General features: G+C 62.8%; 19 protein-coding genes. 11 read left to right on the top strand and 8 right to left on the bottom strand.

The window, feature by feature from the left end; genetic code table 11:
- Positions 1-6: 6 nt before the first annotated feature.
- Positions 7-927: a DMT family transporter gene (locus tag IVB07_RS21080; protein ID WP_018454522.1), complete on the top strand. Its 921-nt coding sequence runs from the start codon at positions 7-9 to the stop codon at positions 925-927.
- Positions 928-1,053: 126 nt separating this feature from the next.
- Here IVB07_RS21080 and IVB07_RS21075 read toward each other — a convergent pair whose 3' ends face one another.
- Positions 1,054-1,404 (bottom strand): zinc ribbon domain-containing protein YjdM, encoded by a 351-nt coding sequence (locus IVB07_RS21075; RefSeq protein ID WP_018454521.1) that lies wholly within the window; start codon positions 1,402-1,404, stop codon positions 1,054-1,056.
- Positions 1,405-1,595: 191 nt separating this feature from the next.
- On the opposite strand from IVB07_RS21075, the gene IVB07_RS21070 reads away from it, so the two are divergent.
- From IVB07_RS21070 to IVB07_RS21060, 3 genes are all read left to right on the top strand, one after another.
- Positions 1,596-2,132, top strand: coding sequence for a helix-turn-helix domain-containing protein (locus tag IVB07_RS21070; RefSeq protein WP_026232752.1), 537 nt, complete (start codon positions 1,596-1,598; stop codon positions 2,130-2,132).
- 221 nt (positions 2,133-2,353) lie between these two features.
- Positions 2,354-3,004: a hypothetical protein gene (locus tag IVB07_RS21065; RefSeq protein WP_018454519.1), complete on the top strand. Its 651-nt coding sequence runs from the start codon at positions 2,354-2,356 to the stop codon at positions 3,002-3,004.
- 146 nt (positions 3,005-3,150) lie between these two features.
- Complete coding sequence (locus tag IVB07_RS21060; RefSeq protein ID WP_027517656.1) at positions 3,151-3,426, top strand: hypothetical protein; 276 nt, start codon at positions 3,151-3,153, stop codon at positions 3,424-3,426.
- A 119-nt stretch (positions 3,427-3,545) separates the two neighbouring features.
- Here IVB07_RS21060 and IVB07_RS21055 read toward each other — a convergent pair whose 3' ends face one another.
- The gene (locus tag IVB07_RS21055; protein ID WP_026232751.1) at positions 3,546-4,343 is read right to left on the bottom strand and encodes a transglycosylase SLT domain-containing protein; all 798 of its coding nucleotides are present in this window, start codon (positions 4,341-4,343) and stop codon (positions 3,546-3,548) included.
- A 205-nt stretch (positions 4,344-4,548) separates the two neighbouring features.
- On the opposite strand from IVB07_RS21055, the gene IVB07_RS21050 reads away from it, so the two are divergent.
- Complete coding sequence (locus tag IVB07_RS21050; RefSeq protein ID WP_018454517.1) at positions 4,549-5,556, top strand: acyl-CoA desaturase; 1,008 nt, start codon at positions 4,549-4,551, stop codon at positions 5,554-5,556.
- A gap of 123 nt (positions 5,557-5,679) precedes the next feature.
- On the top strand, positions 5,680-6,150 hold the full coding sequence (locus IVB07_RS21045) for an SMI1/KNR4 family protein (RefSeq protein WP_018454516.1): 471 nt from the start codon (positions 5,680-5,682) through the stop codon (positions 6,148-6,150).
- Positions 6,151-6,275: 125 nt separating this feature from the next.
- On the opposite strand, the gene IVB07_RS21040 is transcribed toward IVB07_RS21045, so the two are convergent.
- Positions 6,276-7,010 carry a DUF1236 domain-containing protein gene (locus tag IVB07_RS21040; protein WP_018454515.1) on the bottom strand — a complete coding sequence of 245 codons (735 nt, stop codon included), beginning with the start codon at positions 7,008-7,010 and terminating at the stop codon, positions 6,276-6,278.
- Between the two features lie 374 nt (positions 7,011-7,384).
- Between IVB07_RS21040 and IVB07_RS21035 the strand changes: the two genes are divergently transcribed.
- From IVB07_RS21035 to IVB07_RS21025, 3 genes are all read left to right on the top strand, one after another.
- Positions 7,385-7,582 carry a hypothetical protein gene (locus IVB07_RS21035; RefSeq protein ID WP_018454514.1) on the top strand — a complete coding sequence of 66 codons (198 nt, stop codon included), beginning with the start codon at positions 7,385-7,387 and terminating at the stop codon, positions 7,580-7,582.
- Complete coding sequence (locus IVB07_RS21030; protein WP_026232750.1) at positions 7,579-7,884, top strand: GlsB/YeaQ/YmgE family stress response membrane protein; 306 nt, start codon at positions 7,579-7,581, stop codon at positions 7,882-7,884. Before IVB07_RS21035 ends, IVB07_RS21030 begins: the two co-directional genes overlap by 4 nt.
- Positions 7,885-7,966: 82 nt before the next feature.
- On the top strand, positions 7,967-8,185 hold the full coding sequence (locus IVB07_RS21025; protein WP_007609614.1) for a hypothetical protein: 219 nt from the start codon (positions 7,967-7,969) through the stop codon (positions 8,183-8,185).
- 428 nt (positions 8,186-8,613) lie between these two features.
- Here IVB07_RS21025 and IVB07_RS21020 read toward each other — a convergent pair whose 3' ends face one another.
- The gene (locus IVB07_RS21020) at positions 8,614-9,642 is read right to left on the bottom strand and encodes a hypothetical protein (protein ID WP_026232749.1); all 1,029 of its coding nucleotides are present in this window, start codon (positions 9,640-9,642) and stop codon (positions 8,614-8,616) included.
- 352 nt (positions 9,643-9,994) lie between these two features.
- Here IVB07_RS21020 and IVB07_RS21015 point away from each other — a divergent pair, with 352 nt between their 5' ends.
- The gene (locus IVB07_RS21015) at positions 9,995-10,159 is read left to right on the top strand and encodes a hypothetical protein (RefSeq protein WP_247766645.1); all 165 of its coding nucleotides are present in this window, start codon (positions 9,995-9,997) and stop codon (positions 10,157-10,159) included.
- Positions 10,160-11,160: 1,001 nt separating this feature from the next.
- Positions 11,161-11,667 (top strand): hypothetical protein, encoded by a 507-nt coding sequence (locus tag IVB07_RS21010; protein WP_026232748.1) that lies wholly within the window; start codon positions 11,161-11,163, stop codon positions 11,665-11,667.
- A 142-nt stretch (positions 11,668-11,809) separates the two neighbouring features.
- On the opposite strand, the gene IVB07_RS21005 is transcribed toward IVB07_RS21010, so the two are convergent.
- The 4 genes from IVB07_RS21005 to IVB07_RS20990 all read right to left on the bottom strand — a co-directional run bounded on the left by IVB07_RS21005 (position 11,810) and on the right by IVB07_RS20990 (position 17,551).
- Complete coding sequence (locus IVB07_RS21005; protein ID WP_018454508.1) at positions 11,810-12,325, bottom strand: ParB N-terminal domain-containing protein; 516 nt, start codon at positions 12,323-12,325, stop codon at positions 11,810-11,812.
- Between the two features lie 228 nt (positions 12,326-12,553).
- The gene (locus IVB07_RS21000) at positions 12,554-13,336 is read right to left on the bottom strand and encodes an NYN domain-containing protein (protein ID WP_157642915.1); all 783 of its coding nucleotides are present in this window, start codon (positions 13,334-13,336) and stop codon (positions 12,554-12,556) included.
- A gap of 194 nt (positions 13,337-13,530) precedes the next feature.
- Positions 13,531-17,295, bottom strand: coding sequence for a vitamin B12-dependent ribonucleotide reductase (locus IVB07_RS20995; protein ID WP_018454506.1), 3,765 nt, complete (start codon positions 17,293-17,295; stop codon positions 13,531-13,533).
- A 61-nt stretch (positions 17,296-17,356) separates the two neighbouring features.
- Entirely contained in the window at positions 17,357-17,551 is a 195-nt protein-coding gene (locus tag IVB07_RS20990; RefSeq protein ID WP_026232747.1) for a hypothetical protein, read from the bottom strand.
- Between the last annotated feature and the right edge of the window lie 138 nt (positions 17,552-17,689).

Genomic DNA, 17,689 nt, shown 5'->3' with positions numbered 1-17,689 from the left:
TGTCCCATGGATCAGCGGACGAGCGGCGCTGACGCTCGCATTCGGAAGAACGATCAAGCGCCGGCGCTTGTCGGCGTGCTCTGCGGCCTCGCCGCGGCGCTGTTCTGGGCGCTCGGCTTTGCCGGCACGCGGCATGGCCTCAAGCTCGGCTTCACGCCGGTCGATCTGCTCGTGCATCGCTATGTCTGGTCCGGCATCGCGTTCCTGCCGCTGGTGATACGCGGCGGAATCTCCGATCTCTGCGGCATCGGCTGGGGCAGGGGCCTTGTGCTGATGGTGCTCGGCGGCCCCGTGATGTCGCTGATCTCCTACACTGGCTTTCTGTTCGTGCCGCTCGGCCATGGCAGCGTGATCCAGCCCTCCTGCGCGACGCTCGGCGGCCTGCTGCTCGCGGCCTTGTTCCTGAAAGAGCATGTCTCCTGGTCGCGCATCGCCGGCGCTGTCGTCATCGTCGGCGGGCTCGGCGTGATCGGCGCGGAATCGATCGGTCATATCGGCGTTGACGGCGTGCTCGGCGATCTGACCTTCGTGCTGACCGGGTTGATGTTCGCGGGTTTCGGCGCGCTGGTGCGCCACTGGCGGGTCTCCGCCGTGTCGGCTGCGCTCGTCATCAACGTGCTGTCGCTGCTGTTGCTGCCGATCTACCTCATGACCGGCGGACTCGCGCGGATCGCGGCGATCGGTGTCGGTGAGAACGCCATCCAGGCGCTGGCACAGGGCGTGCTTGCAGGCCCGGCTGCGCTTTATCTGTTCGCCGTCTCGGTCCAACGCCTCGGCGTCGCCCGCGCCGCCGTTGTCCCCGCCTGCGTGCCCGCGCTGACGGTGCTCACCGGTTGGCTCCTGCTCGGCGAGCCGCCGACACTATTGCAGACGGCGGGATTGGTGACGGTGCTGTGCGGATTCTATCTGGCGCAGAGACAGCGATAGATCGCAGCCACCGGACGGCGCTTACCATTCGATGGTGGTAAACTTGACGCCGCGGCAGGTCAGCTCCCGCCCCAGCCGTTCGGCGCGCTCGCTGGCGGATTTGCCCTGGCGAGTCCGGGGCCTCGGCTACGCCTTCCTCACGAACTCCGATTTCAGGTTCATCGCGCCGATGCCGTCGATCTTGCAGGCGATGTTGTGGCCGTCGGTGGCGTCCTGCAGGCGGATGTTGCGGACCTTGGTGCCACCCTTGACCACGGAGGAGGAGCCCTTGACCTTGAGATCCTTCATCACGATGACGCTGTCGCCGTCGGCGAGCGCATTGCCGTTGGCATCGCGCACGCCGGCCTCTTGCGCGGCGTCCGCGACGGCCTCTGCCGTGCCGCTCCATTCATGGCCGCATTCCGGGCAGACCCAGAGGCCGCGATCCTGATAGGCGTGCTCGGAGTTGCAGGTCGGGCATTTCATCGCGTCGGTCATTATTCGCCTCGTCGCCCGTCACGGGCGCGCCGCACGCTGTCCGCCGGATAAAGGTGGATTGGGAGCAAATCCTTTACCATGGCTTTCAGTCCTGGTCGAACCCTTGGAAATTTAGGAGTTCAGGAAAAACTCTGCGGTATCGAGGTCCGGAATTTGCGGCTGCGACGTCGCCGCGCAAGGAGCGTCCCGTCATGAGCGAGCATCGCGCCGCCGTCAGACATCACATTTTGCGGACCGGCATTGTCGAGTTCGACAACGGCACCGGCAAGGTCATCAGCGCGCCCTGCACGATCCGCGATGTCTCCGGCACCGGCGCGCGCCTCGGCCTCAACGCCTCGCTCTGGGTCGCCGAGCAGTTCACGCTGGTCTTCAGCAGCGGACTGCGGAAGGACTGCCGGGTCGCCTGGCGCAAGGGGAGGCTGATCGGCAGCGCGTTCGCGGACGGCTATGCCAGCGCGGACGAGCAGGCCGTGATGATGACCGCGGACGAGCAGTCCCGGCACCGGCTCGGGATCGGTGCGCGCGTGAGAAGCGCGCGCGAGAGGCGCGGCTACACGCAAACGCAGCTCGCAGAGCTGATCGGCGCCACGCCGGTCTTCGTGTCGCTGGCCGAGCAGGGTGAGGCGGACATTCCGCTCTACCAGCTCATGCACATCGCCGATCTCCTGATGGTCGGCCTCGACGGGCTCGTCGCGGGGCCGGCGCCTGAGGATGTCGACGCAGCGTAGGTGGCGAGCCGTCAAAACAAAAACGTCGAAAACAACCCCATGCACAGTAGAAATCTCGAGGGATTTCAGTGTGTTGGAAATCCGAAAACGTTGGTATTGGGCCTCCGCGCCCGGTATCGACTTCGGCGATACCGAATCGAATTTGACTCGTCGGGCAAAACAGGGGCAGTATGGCATGATGGCGCCGCAGGAAGCTGGTGGCTTGCCAGCTGCGGAGCGACATGCCGAAAAAAGCAAAACCAAAAAGAAAACTCAAGACCTACCAGACCTCGCTCGGCTTCTACGACCAGGCGATCGCCGCGCCCTCGATGAAGGCGGCACTGGACGCCTGGGGCGCCAGGTCCAATCTGTTCCATCAGGGCGCCGCGAAGGAGACCGACGACCCCGACATCGTCGCGGCAACGATGGAGAAGCCGGGCGTGGTGCTCCGGCGTCCGGTCGGCTCGGACGGCCCGTTCACCGAGCATTCCGAGTTGCCGACCGATCTCGCTGACGACGAGGCCAAGCCAAAAAAGCCCAAAGCGAAGTCCAAGCCGAGAAAGCTTCCGGCGAAGGCTGCAAAGCAACCATCCCGCAAGGTCGACGATCAACAGGCGCGCAAGGCCGCCGCGGCGTTCGAGAAGGAAGAGCGGCGGCGGGAAGCCGAGCGCCGCAAGGAGGAGGCCGCTCGCGCCAAGGAGCGCGCGCGCCGCGACAAGGCAGTCGCGAACGCGCAGGCGGCGCTGGACGACGCGAGGCGGCAGCACGAATCGCGGGCGGAGGCGATCGAAGCTGAGCGCGCGGCGCTCGAGGAGCGTGCCGAGACGGAGCAGAGCCGGTGGGACAAGCAGAGGATGAAGCTGACGGAGGCGGTGCGGCGCGCGCGGGAGTAGGGGCCGCGGTCGACAGTCTGGATTGCTCCGCTCCGCTCGCAATGACGGCGGGGCGGCCGGCATCGGTCATTCCGGCAAAGCTTGATCGCAAATTCGCTTGCCTTGCTTGACGTCCTTTTGCACTCTTGGGGGAAGGAGACCAACGCATGAAGATCATGACTGTCGCGTGTGCGCTCGGAACCGCCCTGGTGCTGTGCAATCTCGGGATATCGGATGCCGAAGCCCGGGCGCGGAAGGCGCGAGTGGTGGATGAACAACGGCTGAGGGTGGATGTCCCCGTGCTCCGGCCGACGCCGTGGGATTACAATATCGTTCCACGCTATCGTTATCGCCCGGAAGACGACCGGGTCGATCCCTACGGCCCGCCCTTGGTATCGTCATATGTCCGCTACGAGGGATGGCGCTGGCCGTACTGGTGGTGAAGGCCACCGACGGACGCGGAATTGATTGGCTCCTGTAGCCCGGATGAGCGAAGCGATATCCGGGACGTTGCCGCAGCATTCCCGGATGTCGCTTCGCTCATCCGGGCTACGCTCCTTTGCTAGTCGCCGTCCTCCGCGGCGAGCCGCACAAACTGCCGCTTCATCGCGTTGACCCTGGCGACATAGCTCGCGACGAGGTGATCGCCGCAGCGTTCGTCGGCGGCCATTTGAAACTTGCGGCGTGCGAAGGCCGTTGCGGGGCCTGCGCCGCAGAGATGGATGAAGGCGGCGAGATCCTGCCTCTCGCGTGCACTCGCCTTCACATCGCCCGCGCGGGCGAGAACATCGGCGAGATTGCGGTCGAGATACACCGATGCCAGCTCGATGGCGTGGCTCGGAATCGCGCGGCTATAGAGGAAGGTCGAGCCGCAGCCGGCCTCCGTGACCGCGTTGCCACGAACGCAGAACCGCGCGGCGTCAGCAAAGGCTGCGTCCAGCATCTGGAAGAGGCCGACGGCGCTCGATGCGGGCCGATAGATCGCGAGCGGATTGAAGCTCCATCGCCAGCGCCAGTAGGTGCGCGCGAGCGGATTGCCCGATGTCTCGACCTGCGCCAGCGCGGCCAGCAATTCCGGCGTGATCGTCGCGGTGGAATGCTTGCGGAACAGCGGCCCGTATTGCCGCCACGTGTCCGATGGCTCCTTGTCGAGCGCATGGCCGACTAGGACGAACAGCTCGGTCGGCTTGCGCACCGTTTGATAGGCGATGTTCACGAGGACGAGGACCGCAAGCAGCATCGCCGCGCCGCCCGCGATCCGAACCATCCGCGGTGCGCGGGCGAAGGTCTTTCGCATCGATCGCGCGCTACGCCGGAGCTTGCGAAGGCGAGGGAGGGGGCGCTTGCTTTGTCCTGGCATCGGTCTTCTGGGAGTGCATTGCGGAGGCTTTGTACCTGGTTAACGCTGTCACCAGGCCTTGAAATCCGGCTTCTTTTTCCTCTGGTCGCCTGTTTTCAAGTCGCCGCTCCGTACTCCCACGGCAGCTCGAATCCTTGATGGAAATAACCCGAGGTTGTACTGTGCGCCGCAGCAGGGTTAATTTTGTGTGAATGGATCGGCTGGAATGACCGTAATCGAAAGCGTGGTGCCGGCGGAAGCTGCGGAGCGGAAAATGCCGCCGGGCGTACTGGTCGAAGGTCCCGTGGTCGACGCCAAGTTTCGCGATTCCTACATCTCCTTCGTCATCATGATCGGTGGGTCGATCGCGGCGCTGGTCTGGGCCTTCTGGCAAGGCATCGGCTGGGTGGAGGTTTCGGTCTTCGCCGGCACGTTCGCGCTTTCCACGGTCGGCATCGGCTTCATGCACCGCTACTTCGTGCACCGCAGCTTCCGCTGCGGTCCGGTGATGCGGACGCTGTTCGCGGCCATCGCCACCATGGCGGTGCAGGGCTCGATCCTGAAATGGGTGAGCAATCATCGCCGGCATCATCTTCACTCCGACAAGCCCGGCGACGTCCACAGCCCTTACTATGACGGCGACGGCAACCCCTATGTCACCTTCGCCAAGGGGATGATGCATGCGCAAGGCGGCTGGGTGTGGGACCAGGCCACCACGGATGCCGAATACTACGCCAAGGATATCCTGGCCGATCCGATCGCCATGTTCTTCACCAGGACGCGCTGGTACTGGTACGCGCTCTCGGCAGTGATTATTCCGGGCGCGATCGGCTACGCGTTTGGCGGCGTGCACACGATGACCGGCTGCATCCTGTTCTCCGGCCTGTTCCGCAGTTACCTCATGACCATGGCGACATCACTGGTCAACTCGGTCTGCCACAGCGACGGCCGCTACGGCTACCGCCGCTTCGATCTCGACGACGGCACCACCAACGAGTTCGTGACCACGATCCTCACTTTCGGTGAAGGCCTGCACAACAACCATCACCGGTTTCCGCGCGACGCCTACATTTCGCACGCCTGGTACGAGATCGACATCAACGGCCTGATCATTTTGGGACTCGGCAAGCTCGGGTTGGTGCAGGACATTTTCTCTGCCGGAAGCCGGACGCTTCGCTCGGGAGATCCGGACGGCGGAAAACGTCCAGTGGCAGATACCGAAGCGATGGTCTGAAGCATACGGGCTCGGTGTTCCACTACGCCAAGGGATTCGGCCACACCAATCTGGTTGTGTGGTGAGGCGGTTGGCTCACTGGCGCGGGCGCTTTGATGACCCACGGGGCACAAAGTTAGGCCGATGAACTATCTGGATCTCATGGACGACCGACGGCCACCGGCGCCCTCCAACGCCATCCGTGCGCTGGAGCAACACATCGGTGCGCCGTTGCCCGCGCCCTACAAGGAGCTACTGGCGCAATCGGACGGCGGCGGCTTCGACCGCTGCGGCGTCGAGCTGCCTTGGCGCAACGACCGCACCGTTTTGGACGTGCTGTTCACGACGCATCCGACCGACAGCTACGGCGTCATCGACAATTACGATGTGTATCGGGGCATGAATCGAATTCCCCGACTGAGCTGCCCCTTCGCTCCCGATCCCGGCGGCGACCTGTTCCTGCTGAGTCTGGAGGAGGACAGTTATGGCCAGGTCTTCTACTGGGATCACGAGCATGAACCGGTGGACGGTGGCGACATGTTCGCCGATTTCCCGAACACAAACGAACTCGCGCCCGATCTTGAAACCTTCATTCTCGGCTTGGGAGAGGGGTGAATGGATATGCAGCCGTTCGGGCGGATTGAGCCCTTGCGAAACCCATCATGATCGCGTGGGGCCGAACGACAAAAGGGCGGCCATAAGCCGCCCTTTTGGTTTGCGCGTCATCCGTCGGATTTCGCTTAGCCCTCGATGATATAGACGATCTCGTGGGTGTGCGGACGAAGAATGACGTACCTGCCGTGCACCAGAATGAACTCGTATCCGCGCCACTCCGGATAGATTTCGACGATGCGGCTCGGGATCGCATGATAACGAACGCCTGCCGGGACGGTGGTGCCGATCGAGATGTTGAAGTTCACGTTGGTGACTTCCTCGACCTTCTCCTGCTTGATGGCCGAAGTGATCTGGGTACGCTTTTCGGCGGGAGGCGCCGCGACCGCCGTGGTAGCGGCATTGCCGGTCGTCTTGCCCTCGGGCGCCGAAGGCTTGCTCTCGGCGGTCGGGGTCTTCACGTCCTTCGACGTGGTGGCCGAATCGGGCGCCTTGGTCATCCCATTCGCCTTCATCTCGCCGGGCGTCTTGCTGTCGGCAGTCGGCTTCGAAGTGGTGGCCGGGGCCATTGTTTCCGTGGTCTTCGCCTTGCCATCGGCCTTGACGTCGCCGGAGTGCTTTGCGTCAGGCGCGCCCTGTGCGTGCTGCGGCGTTGCCGCTGCCGGCGAGCCGTGCGGTGCCGCGGTGGGGGCGTCCTTTGCTGTGGGCGCATTCATCGGTGCCGCGGTTTCGGCTTTCGGCGAAACGGCAGCGGGGGACTCCGCACCCTTGGCGCCGCCCTGATTGACGCCTTGAGCCATTGCAGTGCCGGTCGCAGCGAACAACGCCACAACGGCGACGGAAGCCAGCAAAGTATGTTTCATCTGATCTCTTTCAATTCATTTGAATATGATGCCGACGAACGTCAGCCACGGGAACGAACGGTCTCGACGGGCTGCAGTTCCGATTCTATTTCTGGTTTAACGACGATTGATGCCTCGACATCCGAAAAAGCTGCAAAATAGATGAGTCGGCGATAACAAGAGCTTTGCATCCCGCGTTGGCTTGGACGCGACCGATGAATTTCAAACATAAGTTGTGATCGGAAGGAACTCTTGCTCGATGAGGCTGTTGTGTCAGTGATCCCCGAGCGTTGCGAGATCGAACCTCCGATCCTCGCCTGAGTTAAAGACCGCAGTCGCGTTGTGAGTGCGACTCGGCGCGAAGCGTCCTCCGTGCGTATCAACCGGAAACCTTCATGAACAACCCCGATGTTCGCAATGCCATTCAGATCGACCGCGGCTCCAGCCTGGCGATCTCTCATGAAATAGCAGACCGCCTTCGGATCAGGCTTCGGGGTGAGCACGACCCATTACCGCGACATTTGACGGCCTTGGTCGACCGGATTGCGCAGATCAGCAGCCATTCGAACCAAGTGATCGAGGTCACAAAATGAGAATGTCCGGCGAAAGCCTTTTGGTGGTCTTGTTTGTCGGTCTCGTCGCCGGCTGGCTGGCGGGCCAGATCGTCCGCGGGACCGGCTTTGGGATCATCGGCGATATCATCATCGGAATCCTGGGCGCGTTTGTCGGCAGCTGGTTGTTGCCTCAGCTCGGCGTGCATCTCGGCAGCGGCATGATCAGCGCGATCGTCAACGCGACCGTAGGCGCGGTCCTGCTGCTCCTCGTCGTCCGGCTGGTGCGCGGTGGTGGTGGATGGGGAAGCAGCTGGCGCGGCAGCTGGGGCCGGCGTTGGTGACCCTTGCTCACGCAGCCGCATCAGGCGCCGGTGAGACGCCCGCGGCAAAGACGCTCGTGATGACCTCCGGATCGGATCCAGCATGTTAGACTTTTCAAATGCATCTTTTACGCCTGAAACCATCGGCATCATGAAAACTGCGCTGGACACGGCGGTGGCGTCACTGCCGGCCCCGGTCAGCTCCGCGCATGTCCGGTCGATCGCGGAAACAATCCTTCGCACAGCGAAGGAGGGCGAGCGAGACCCCGCTGTCCTGGAGCGCATGGCGTTGATGGAGCTTCAGATCTCGCCGCGTGATTGATGCCGGTCCGCGAGCGTGCGTGCCGGCGCAGAAGGGCTCGCGTTCATTGCCGTTCCCTGATGTTTCGATGGAACTCTGGGGCGGCGGAAGCATTCATCTCTGCCGCTATCACGCGGCTCCTGGAGAATCCCCACATGATACGTCATTTGTTGATCGGCGTTGCCGCGTGCGCAATCGCGGCAATGTCGACATTTTCCGCTTCTGCCATGCCCCGCGTTGCGGCTGAGACGTTGGTCGCTGGCTCCGACAGTCCGGTGATTCTCGCGCGCGGAGGACATGGCCACGGTCACATGGGACGTGGCGGTCGCGGTCATCACTACGGCTGGAGCAGGGGCCGTCATCGCGGTTGGCGCTAGCCGCACCAACGCAACATCCGGGGCCGCCTTCGATTGGCGGCTCCGTAACGTCAGCTCATCCGCCCCGCGGGCTCACCAATCCGGATCCCCATAGTAGGGATCGACCATATAGGGCGGGGGCATCCAGGGCCCTCGCGACGGCCGGGGTCGCCGAGGTGCGGCCGCTTGCACGTGGGGCCGTGCGGGCGCAGCGGTCTCGTTGGTGATCACGCTACGCGCGGCGGGTTTCGCGGACGCAGGTGCGGATGACGATGCGGATGACGTCGTCAGCTCCTTTTGCAGCGCCTGGACCTGTGCGGCGAGGCGCGCATTGGCCGCCGCATCCTTCTCCTGCGCCGCCTTGAGCTGCTGAATGGTGTCGGCCTGCTCGCGCAGCGTCTGCTCGTTGCGGCTTTTCAATTGCTCGAGCTTTCCGTTGATGTTCGCAAGCTCGCTGGTGATGGTCTTGAGCGATTGCGCGAGATCGGACGACGAGGGGTCGGGCGTCGTGGCGCCCGTTGTTGGAGCGTCGGGTCTTGAAGCGTCAAACCCTGCATTGCTCTCCGTGTCCTTGCCGGCCGGCGGCGCGGGCACCGTGCCGGGCTCATCCGCGGCAGCCAGTTGCACCGCCGGCGGTTGCGCCGGAGTTTCAACCGCGGACGTTTGGCGAGGCTCAGTCGCGGCCGGCGGAGCCCATCGCGCCATGATCGATTTGGTCATAGACCTGGCCCGATCGCTGTATTGCGAAGCGAAGGCGGCACCGAGAATGCCGATCGCCAGCACGAGGCCGACCAAAGCGCGCAGCATGGGCCGATCTCCCCTCAGGCCTTGACTGCGAACCCTGCCATCCGGCGCCGGCGCCGTGCTCTTGAGAGTTTTGGCCTCGGGAGCCTTGTCCTTGGGAGTCTCGACAGCCTCCGCACCGGCGCTTGCTCGCGAGGCCGCTGGGATTTCGCTGCCGCGTTCCATTCCGGAAACCAGCCGGTCCAGCCGCGCAAGGTCTTGCTCCGCGCTCTTGATCCGATCGTAGGCCCGCGCCAGCCCGCCATCGGCGCGCCCCTCGTCCGGCTTGGGGGCGTCTGGCTTGTGGTCGTCAGGTTTGGGGTCGTTCGTCTCGGGCACCGATGCGCTCTCGCTTCCGTCGGGCGTCAATGGAAGTGTGGCAGTCCGATCGGAACGATAGGTCTCGCCGTCATCCAACACAACGCGCGTCCGAAGGAGAAATTATGGCGAGGCCTCGGGGTGGGGCGGTCGCGGGGTATGCAACGGGCGCCCTTGATCTGGATCAAGCATGCGGCGCCCGACCGTCGCCACCGTGCAGACATTCATCGGAAGGAAAACATGGTTCAGACAAGAGCGATCATCCTTGGTGCCTTCGCGGCCCTGCTGTTGGCCGTCCCTGCCAAGGCCCAGGTGCTGGTCGACGTTTTCCAAAATCAGCTGCGACCAGTACATCACCCAGCGCATTACCCACATGCAGACCGTGAACGTCTGGCTCGCCGGGTTCTACGCCGGTCGCCGCAACAATCCCGTCGTGGACACGCAAGCGCTGAACAAGAACGGCAACAAGCTCTCGCGCTTCTGCGAGTCGCATCGCGAGATGCCGCTGCTGGAGGCGGTCGAGGCCAATACGAAGTAGGGGCGGGGCCGCCCAGCCTCGGAGTGCGGCAGTCCTATCGCCGGAAGGAGAGGTTGCGCCGCTGTCCCCCCAACGCGCGTGCGAACGAGAAATTATCGCGGGCACGGGGGTGGGGCGTGGCATTGCCGAACCGGCATGCGTCGCGAGCGTCAGGTACATGACCGAAAGCGGTGTGGCTCCCGCTCATGCCCTATGTAGGTAAAGCGTGACACTTTCGCTGTCTCGTTATGAACCGGCCGCCAGATCGCAAGGGCCCGCATTGTTCTAAATCAACAAACCCGCTCATTAGCGAATTGCGCTGACGCACCGTCCCAATCCAGGAAGGAGAGTGGACATGTCGCGCCGAACCATCGTTTCACTTACCGCATCCGCAATCATTGGCATCGCCTGCATCGTGACTGTTTCGACTGACGCCTTCGCCTATCGAAGAGGCGTCGGGGTTGGTCGGGTTGGTGTTCATCACGGCGGTGTCTATCGCGGTGGCGTCTATCGTGGTGCAGCCGTGCGCCGCGGAGTTGCCGTAGGCGTCGGAGCTGCTGCGGTTGGTGCGGCAGCTTACGGAGCTACGGAGCCTACGGCGGCTATCGCCGCTGCGGCTACGAACCTTACCCGCCCTGCTACTAGCCGGTCTTGTAGCCGGTCTTTGCGCAGCGGCCAGAGCACCGTCGGTCGGCTGTGCGCGGAGCACCTCTCTCCGAGTGGGGAGAGGTGATCCGAGTTCCGGGCCCGCACACACGCGATCCGAGCTGTGCTCGCTTCACCGTGCGTATTGGCGCGTCTGTTGCTCGACAGGTCGACTTCTAGCGAGGCGCACGTGCCATCTTCGCCGGCCGCGACCAAGAGACGTTGAACGCCGACAAATCTATCCATGCGTGCAATTGGGCAATCGGGAAAAAGCGGCAAAACTGCGGCTGTCAAGGATACATCAGAGTAGAACGGAGCTTATCCCCGTAATAAACCCGATGCTGTTAAGGGTTCGGGGTGCGTATGGGAGATCAATAATGGCAAATGTCGAACAATTGCGCAGGCGGGACGGAGTAAACTTGGTCCAGCTCGAGGAGGACATTGCATCGATACGCTCGGGAAGCTCTCTTGCTTCCATTGCTCTGCCTGATTACGTCGAGCACACCGCGGGCGTGACGCGCGTCGGCGCGCTCAGTGCAGAGGCGGTCGTTCGGGACTATGAGTCCGCTGCAAAAGAGATCGAGGCCATGGGCACCGAGTTGATCGACGCCGCGCAAAAATGCGAGGCGCTGACTGCCCAGGTCCATGATGCGATCGCCTTCATGCGAGAAACGGCGGCGGAGTATCGTGAAGAGGGTCGGAAGATCTTCAAGCGCATCGAAGAATGCGCGCTGTTCACCGAAGACGTCCGCAAGACATGCGAACAGGTCAAGCGCAGGATGGTCGACGTCTCGCTAGGCTCATCGTCCAACGAGGAGTTCGCACCGCAACAGCCCGAGTTGAGCGGGATCGCCGCCAAGGTGTCGATGAGCGAGATACGGTGAGGCGGGCGTAGATAGCGCGTAGGCTGGGTTGAGCTCTAGGTCGTAGGATGGGTTGAGCCCTTACGAAACCCTTCATCTCTCGCCGATCGAGCGGTGATGGGTATCGCTTCGCTCCACCCATCCTACGAGCTGGAGCCAACAATCAATAGCGACCGCCGTGGCCCTTTTGCTGCGTGATCCAGTCCGACAATGTTTTCGGTGTCGATTTCGCAGTCCGGCCCGGTGATGCCTTCGGATTGTCGCGAACGCCTTTCGTCGTACGGGTGCGCGGCGCTTCCGTTCCGTTGACGCCCTTCCGGCCAGCGATCGATGCCTCCGCGGCTTCCTTCTCCAGGCGCAACTGTTTCAATCGCGCCATCTTGAGGCGCTCTGCCTCGACTTCGGGCCGTTCGGCAAGCTGCGGCTTGTGTTGAGCGACCTCCGCCGGGACGATGACACCGATAATGGTTGTCTCGCCGAGCGCCTTGCAGGCTTCGAGCCGATGCAGTCCCTCGACCAGAACGAGGCGGTCTCCGTCGAGCCGGACGGAAATGGGTTCCTGTTGTCCGATGTCCAGCATACTTTCAGCGATCTCCCCGACGATCTCGGGCTTGATGGCTTTCTTCTGCTTCGTGGGAACGAAGATCTTCTCGATCGGGAAGCTTTCCGGTTTGGGCATAATCTGACTCCGCTTCTACCGGGCCCGCCGGAACCGATGCCGGTGAGGACGAGAGTTTAGGAGGGAAGGGCTCGACCGCAAAGGCAATTCGGCGGCAGGGTGTTGATGAGCTCGTAGGATGGGTTGAGCCCTTACGAAACCCATCCCTTCTGTCGATCTGGCGGCGATGGGTATCGCTTCGCTCCACCCATCCTACGGGCTGCACTCCAGCCATCCTGCGAGCTACAGTTAGCGGTTCAATTGATCCAGGTGGACACGCTTGCCGACGCGGGCCTCAAAGGCATCGACAATATGCTCCCATCGGTTAGAGCGCATCAGGCTCGAAGGATTATACGCCATGGCGCGACCAACGAACGGCATGTCGTCGTCCTGGTAAATATAGAAGTCTAGCCCTTCGTAATTGCCGATCATGCATAGCTTCTGAGGATTCACGTCGCCCAAAGCGATGTTCCACTCGACGTAGCTATCCTTCGATTGGTGGTGCATCCACTGCAATATCTTGAATGGATTGACTGGCACCACGACATCAGCCAACGCCATTAATTCACTGGAAGTCTCGGCCGGATAGCAGTGCAAATGCACTGCTACAGGGGTGTCCCGCAATGCTTCAAAAAGTGGAAAGAAGTCTAGGTCCTTCGTCATGATGTGGGCTTCGGACATGTGGCCAGACGTTGCATGTTTGAAAACGTCGATTGCGAGTAAGATGTCGACGCCTTTTTGACGCAGCGTCTTGTTTTGTCCCCGCGTCAGCCCCTCTCGAACGTGCATAAAAGGCGTGCGATTAACCAGCTCGAATTGTTCTCGCTTGCGTTTCACTCGTCGTTCGTATTCCTCGCCAGATTCATTGTCCTTTTGGGCGGGCAAAGCATCGTAGTAAAAGGTTCTTTGATGCCCGCCAGCGATTGCCCGGTAATCGATTTTGTTACGACTGAGGTCGATCGCGAAATATTCGGATGTCTTCCGCACCATTGCGTCGATAAAGCCACCATCAACAAATGCATATTTTGTCACGGCTGCTGTATCCCTCGATCTGCCGCCTCCGCGGGCTCCAAGTGTCCCAAAGCTCATTTCAACCAGGTTCAGAAGTAGTTATCGATAGAAAACCATAAGTTGCAAGGCGACAATGAAAAAAGGGCGGCCTTCTGGCCGCCCTTCGTAGATGCTCGAGGCAAATCCGGGCTCAGCAATCCTAGCTGTCTAGCCCCTCACGAACACCCCGTCGTGCTTCCACACGTATCGCACTTCATACAAGTACCATTCCGCACCAGCGTGAAGTTGCCGCACTCGCTGCACATCTCGCCCTCATAGCCCTTGGCTTTGGCTTCCGCGCGGCGCTCGGCCTTGCTGGGCACCGCGACTTGCGCGCTGCCGGCCTTGCTCCACTGCAGGGCTTCGAGCTTCTCGGTGGGCGAGAGGTCGTGGGTCACTTCCTGCTTCAGCGCGACCGCGCCTTCCAGGACGTCGCCGGCACGGCCTGCGCCGTGGGAGGCGAGCGAGGTGACCTTGCTTCCGCCGGCCGGTGCGCTGTCGTTGCCTTGGGCGACCGCGGTCGAACCGCCGCGCATCACCACGAGGTTGTCGGTGCGGGAGCGGGTGAGGCCGCGCGACACCAGCTTGGAGGCGCGCTGGCCGTGATCATCAGGCTCCTTGCCCTCCTCGACGCCCTTGCCGAGCACGTCGAACCCGGTCTCGCTGGGATCGACATGGGCGAGGTCGAAGCGGCTGAGATAGCTCACCGCCAGCTCGCGGAAGACGTAGTCGAGGATCGAGGTCGCGTATTTGATGCTGTCGTTGCCCTGCACCGGGCCCGCCGGCTCGAAGCGGGTGAAGGTGAAGGCATCGACATATTCGTCGAGCGGCACGCCGTACTGGAGGCCCAGCGACACTGCGATCGCGAAGTTGTTGATGAAGGAGCGGAGTGCCGCGCCTTCCTTGTGCATGTCGATGAAGATCTCGCCGATGCGGCCGTCGTCATACTCGCCGGTGCGCAAATAGACCTTGTGGCCGCCGACGACCGCCTTCTGGGTGTAGCCCTTGCGGCGATCCGGCATCTTCTCGCGCTCGCGCATCACGATGATGCGCTCGACCAGCTTCTCGACGATCTTTTCCGAGACCTGGGCGGTGCGTGCCGCCATCGGCTTGTCGTAGAGGCTCTCGACCGCATCGTCCTCGTCCTCATCGTCGGCGATGAGCTGCGAGTTGAGCGGCTGGCTGAGCTTGGAGCCGTCGCGATAGAGCGCGTTGGCCTTGAGCGCCAGCTTCCACGACAGCATGTAGGCGGACTTGCAGTCCTCCACGGTGGCGTCGTTCGGCATGTTGATGGTCTTGGAGATCGCACCCGAGATGAAGGGCTGCGCCGCCGACATCATGCGGATGTGGCTCTCGACCGAGAGATAGCGCTTGCCGACCTTGCCGCAAGGGTTGGCGCAGTCGAACACCGGATAGTGCTCGGCCTTGAGGTGCGGGGCACCTTCCACCGTCATCGCGCCGCAGATGTGGACGTTGGCCGCCTCGATCTCGCGCTTGGTGAAGCCGACGGCCTGGAGCAGGTCGAAGCCGGGGGCCGCGATGGCCTCGGCACCGATGCCGAGCTGGTCGCGGATGAAGTCCTCGCCAAAGGTCCATTTGTTGAAGGCGAACTTGATGTCGAACGCGGTCGGCAGCGCCTTCTCGACCTTGGCGATGGCTTCGTCGGTGAAGCCCTTGGCCTTCAAGGTCGAGGCGTTGATGCCGGGCGCGTTGGAGAGCGAGCCGTGGCCGACGGCGTAGGCTTCGATCTCCGCGATCTCGCTCTCGCGATAGCCCAGCGCGCGCAGTGCTGCGGGGACCGCACGGTTGATGATCTTGAAGTAGCCGCCGCCGGCGAGCTTCTTGAACTTCACCAGGGCGAAGTCGGGCTCGATGCCGGTGGTGTCGCAATCCATGACGAGGCCGATCGTGCCGGTCGGCGCGATCACCGTGGTCTGGGCGTTGCGATAGCCGTGCTTCTCGCCGAGCTCGAGCGCCGCATCCCAGGCCGCTTGCGCATGGGTGACGAGGTCGGTCTGCGGGCACGACACCAGGTCCATCGGCACCGGGTTGACGCTGAGCCCCTCGTAGCCGTTGGACTGGCCATGGGCGGCGCGGCGGTGGTTGCGGATCACGCGCAGCATGTGCGCGGCGTTCTTCTTGTAGCCGGGAAAGGTGCCGAGCTCGGCCGCCATCTCGGCCGAGGTCTTGTAGGTGATGCCGGTCATGATCGCGGTCAGCGCGCCGGCGATGGCGCGGCCTTCCTTGCTGTCATAGGACAGACCCATGGTCATCAAGAGGCCGCCGATATTGGCGTAGCCGAGGCCGAGCGTGCGGAACTCGTAGGAGAGCTCGGCAATCGACTTCGACGGGAACTGCGCCATCATCACCGAGATTTCGAGCACGATGGTCCAGAGCCGGCAGAGATGCTCGTAGCCTTCGACGTCGAAACGCTTGGAGGGGATGTCGTAGAACGTCAGCAGATTGGCGGAGGCGAGGTTGCACGCCGTGTCGTCCAGGAACATGTATTCCGAGCACGGATTGGAGGCGCGGATGTCGCCGGACGCCTTGCAGGTGTGCCAGTCATTCATGGTGGTGTTGAAGTGCAGGCCCGGGTCGGCCGACGCCCAGGCGGCGTAGCCGATTTTTTCCCAGAGGTCGCGCGCCTTCAGCGTCTTGGTGATCTTCTTCGTGGTGCGTCCCACGAGATTCCAGTCGCCGTCGGTCTCGACCGCGCGCAGGAAGTCGTCCTTCAGCGACACCGAATTGTTGGAGTTCTGCCCCGAAACCGTGAGATAGGCTTCCGAATCCCAGTCGGTGTCATAGACGTCGAACTGGATGTCCTTGTAGCCCTGTTTTGCAAATTGGATGACCCGCTTGATGTAGTTGTCGGGTACGAGGCTGCGGCGCGCCAGCTTGATCTCGCGGCGCAGCGCCGGGTTCTTCTCGGGATCGAAGCAATCGTCGCCCGAGCCTTCGCAATTGACGCAGGCCTTCAGCACCGCCTTGAGGTGCTTCTGGTTGATCTTGGATCCGGTGACGAGAGCGGCGACCTTCTGCTCCTCCTTCACCTTCCAGTCGATATAGGTCTCGATGTCGGGGTGATCGACGTCGACGACGACCATCTTGGCGGCGCGGCGCGTGGTGCCGCCCGACTTGATCGCGCCCGCGGCGCGGTCGCCGATCTTGAGGAAGCTCATCAGGCCGGACGAGCGGCCGCCGCCGGAGAGGCGTTCGCCTTCGCCGCGCAGGCGCGAGAAGTTGGAGCCGGTGCCGGAGCCGTATTTGAACAGGCGCGCTTCGCGGACCCAGAGGTCCATGATGCCGCCCTCGTTGACGAGGTCGTCACCGACGCCCTGGATGAAGCAGGCGTGCGGCTGCGGATGCTCGTAGGAGGATTTCGACCGGGTCAGCTTGCCGGTGAAGGGGTCGACGTAATAATGGCCCTGGCCGGGACCGTCGATGCCGTAGGCCCAGTGCAGACCGGTGTTGAACCATTGCGGCGAGTTCGGCGCGACCATCTGCATGGTCAGCATGTAGCGGAGCTCGTCGTAGAAGGTCTGGGCGTCCTCGTCGGAGGAGAAGTACTTGCCCTTCCAGCCCCAATAGGTCCAGCAGCCGGCGAGACGGTCGAACACCTGCTTGGCCGAGAGCTCGCTGACATAGCGCTCTTTCTCGGGCAGGAGGGCGAGCGCCTCGGTGTCGGGAACGGAGCGCCACAGGAAGGAGGGGACGGACTCTTCCTCGACCTTCTTCAGGCGCGCGGCAACGCCGGCCTTGCGGAAGTACTTCTGGGCGAGGACGTCGGAGGCGACCTGCGACCACGCGGTCGGCACCTCGACATTGTCGAGCTTGAACACGACCGAGCCGTCGGGATTCCTGATCTCCGACGTGGTCAGCCGGAAATCGATGCCGGCGTAAGGTGACTGTCCCGAAGTGGTGTGGCGCCGCTCAATCCGCATGGTCTTGCCCCGTCCTATCTTTGACCGGACCGCCTCCGTTCAGGCGTGCCGGGTCATCATTTCATTTCGCGGTGCTCGAGGCCGCCTGGCCCTTGGCATCGCAGCTCAGCCGGTAGACCCGGCCCGTTTTCTCCCGACGCGATTGCTCGATGCGCGCACCGATCATCCGCCGGCACGTCCAGACCCATCCGCCCCAAAGGGATGAGCCCGACATGCGTTCAACGCCCCACAACGTCACGTCTTCAACCATTGCCATCCGGGCCTGTTTCCAGCCCGTTCAGGCGCCCGAAAAGTCCGCTCTCGCCGGGCAGACAAGCCCGTATCCCGCTGCCCTTGTCTGGCTTGGCGGAGTGCTGTTTTGCAGACCCTTTGGGGGAGTGCCGGCGGGACGCAA

Source organism: Bradyrhizobium sp. 172 (assembly GCF_023101065.1).
GTDB lineage: Bacteria > Pseudomonadota > Alphaproteobacteria > Rhizobiales > Xanthobacteraceae > Bradyrhizobium > Bradyrhizobium canariense_D.
This window is presented reverse-complemented; position numbering and strand designations above follow the sequence as displayed.

Bases quoted from the DNA above. Each gene is read 5' to 3' on its own strand.
- IVB07_RS21080 (WP_018454522.1), top strand. From the start codon at position 7: ATGGATCAGCGGACGAGCGGCGCTGACGCTCGCATTCGGAAGAACGAT.
- IVB07_RS21040 (WP_018454515.1), bottom strand. From the start codon at position 7,010: ATGAAACATACTTTGCTGGCTTCCGTCGCCGTTGTGGCGTTGTTCGCT.
- IVB07_RS21050 (WP_018454517.1), top strand. From the start codon at position 4,549: ATGACCGTAATCGAAAGCGTGGTGCCGGCGGAAGCTGCGGAGCGGAAA.
- IVB07_RS21045 (WP_018454516.1), top strand. From the start codon at position 5,680: ATGAACTATCTGGATCTCATGGACGACCGACGGCCACCGGCGCCCTCC.
- IVB07_RS21010 (WP_026232748.1), top strand. From the start codon at position 11,161: ATGGCAAATGTCGAACAATTGCGCAGGCGGGACGGAGTAAACTTGGTC.
- IVB07_RS21070 (WP_026232752.1), top strand. From the start codon at position 1,596: ATGAGCGAGCATCGCGCCGCCGTCAGACATCACATTTTGCGGACCGGC.
- IVB07_RS21025 (WP_007609614.1), top strand. From the start codon at position 7,967: ATGTTAGACTTTTCAAATGCATCTTTTACGCCTGAAACCATCGGCATC.
- IVB07_RS21030 (WP_026232750.1), top strand. From the start codon at position 7,579: ATGAGAATGTCCGGCGAAAGCCTTTTGGTGGTCTTGTTTGTCGGTCTC.
- IVB07_RS21065 (WP_018454519.1), top strand. From the start codon at position 2,354: ATGCCGAAAAAAGCAAAACCAAAAAGAAAACTCAAGACCTACCAGACC.
- IVB07_RS21035 (WP_018454514.1), top strand. From the start codon at position 7,385: ATGAACAACCCCGATGTTCGCAATGCCATTCAGATCGACCGCGGCTCC.
- IVB07_RS21075 (WP_018454521.1), bottom strand. From the start codon at position 1,404: ATGACCGACGCGATGAAATGCCCGACCTGCAACTCCGAGCACGCCTAT.
- IVB07_RS21005 (WP_018454508.1), bottom strand. From the start codon at position 12,325: ATGCCCAAACCGGAAAGCTTCCCGATCGAGAAGATCTTCGTTCCCACG.
- IVB07_RS21060 (WP_027517656.1), top strand. From the start codon at position 3,151: ATGAAGATCATGACTGTCGCGTGTGCGCTCGGAACCGCCCTGGTGCTG.
- IVB07_RS21055 (WP_026232751.1), bottom strand. From the start codon at position 4,343: ATGCCAGGACAAAGCAAGCGCCCCCTCCCTCGCCTTCGCAAGCTCCGG.
- IVB07_RS21015 (WP_247766645.1), top strand. From the start codon at position 9,995: ATGCAGACCGTGAACGTCTGGCTCGCCGGGTTCTACGCCGGTCGCCGC.
- IVB07_RS20990 (WP_026232747.1), bottom strand. From the start codon at position 17,551: ATGGCAATGGTTGAAGACGTGACGTTGTGGGGCGTTGAACGCATGTCG.
- IVB07_RS20995 (WP_018454506.1), bottom strand. From the start codon at position 17,295: ATGCGGATTGAGCGGCGCCACACCACTTCGGGACAGTCACCTTACGCC.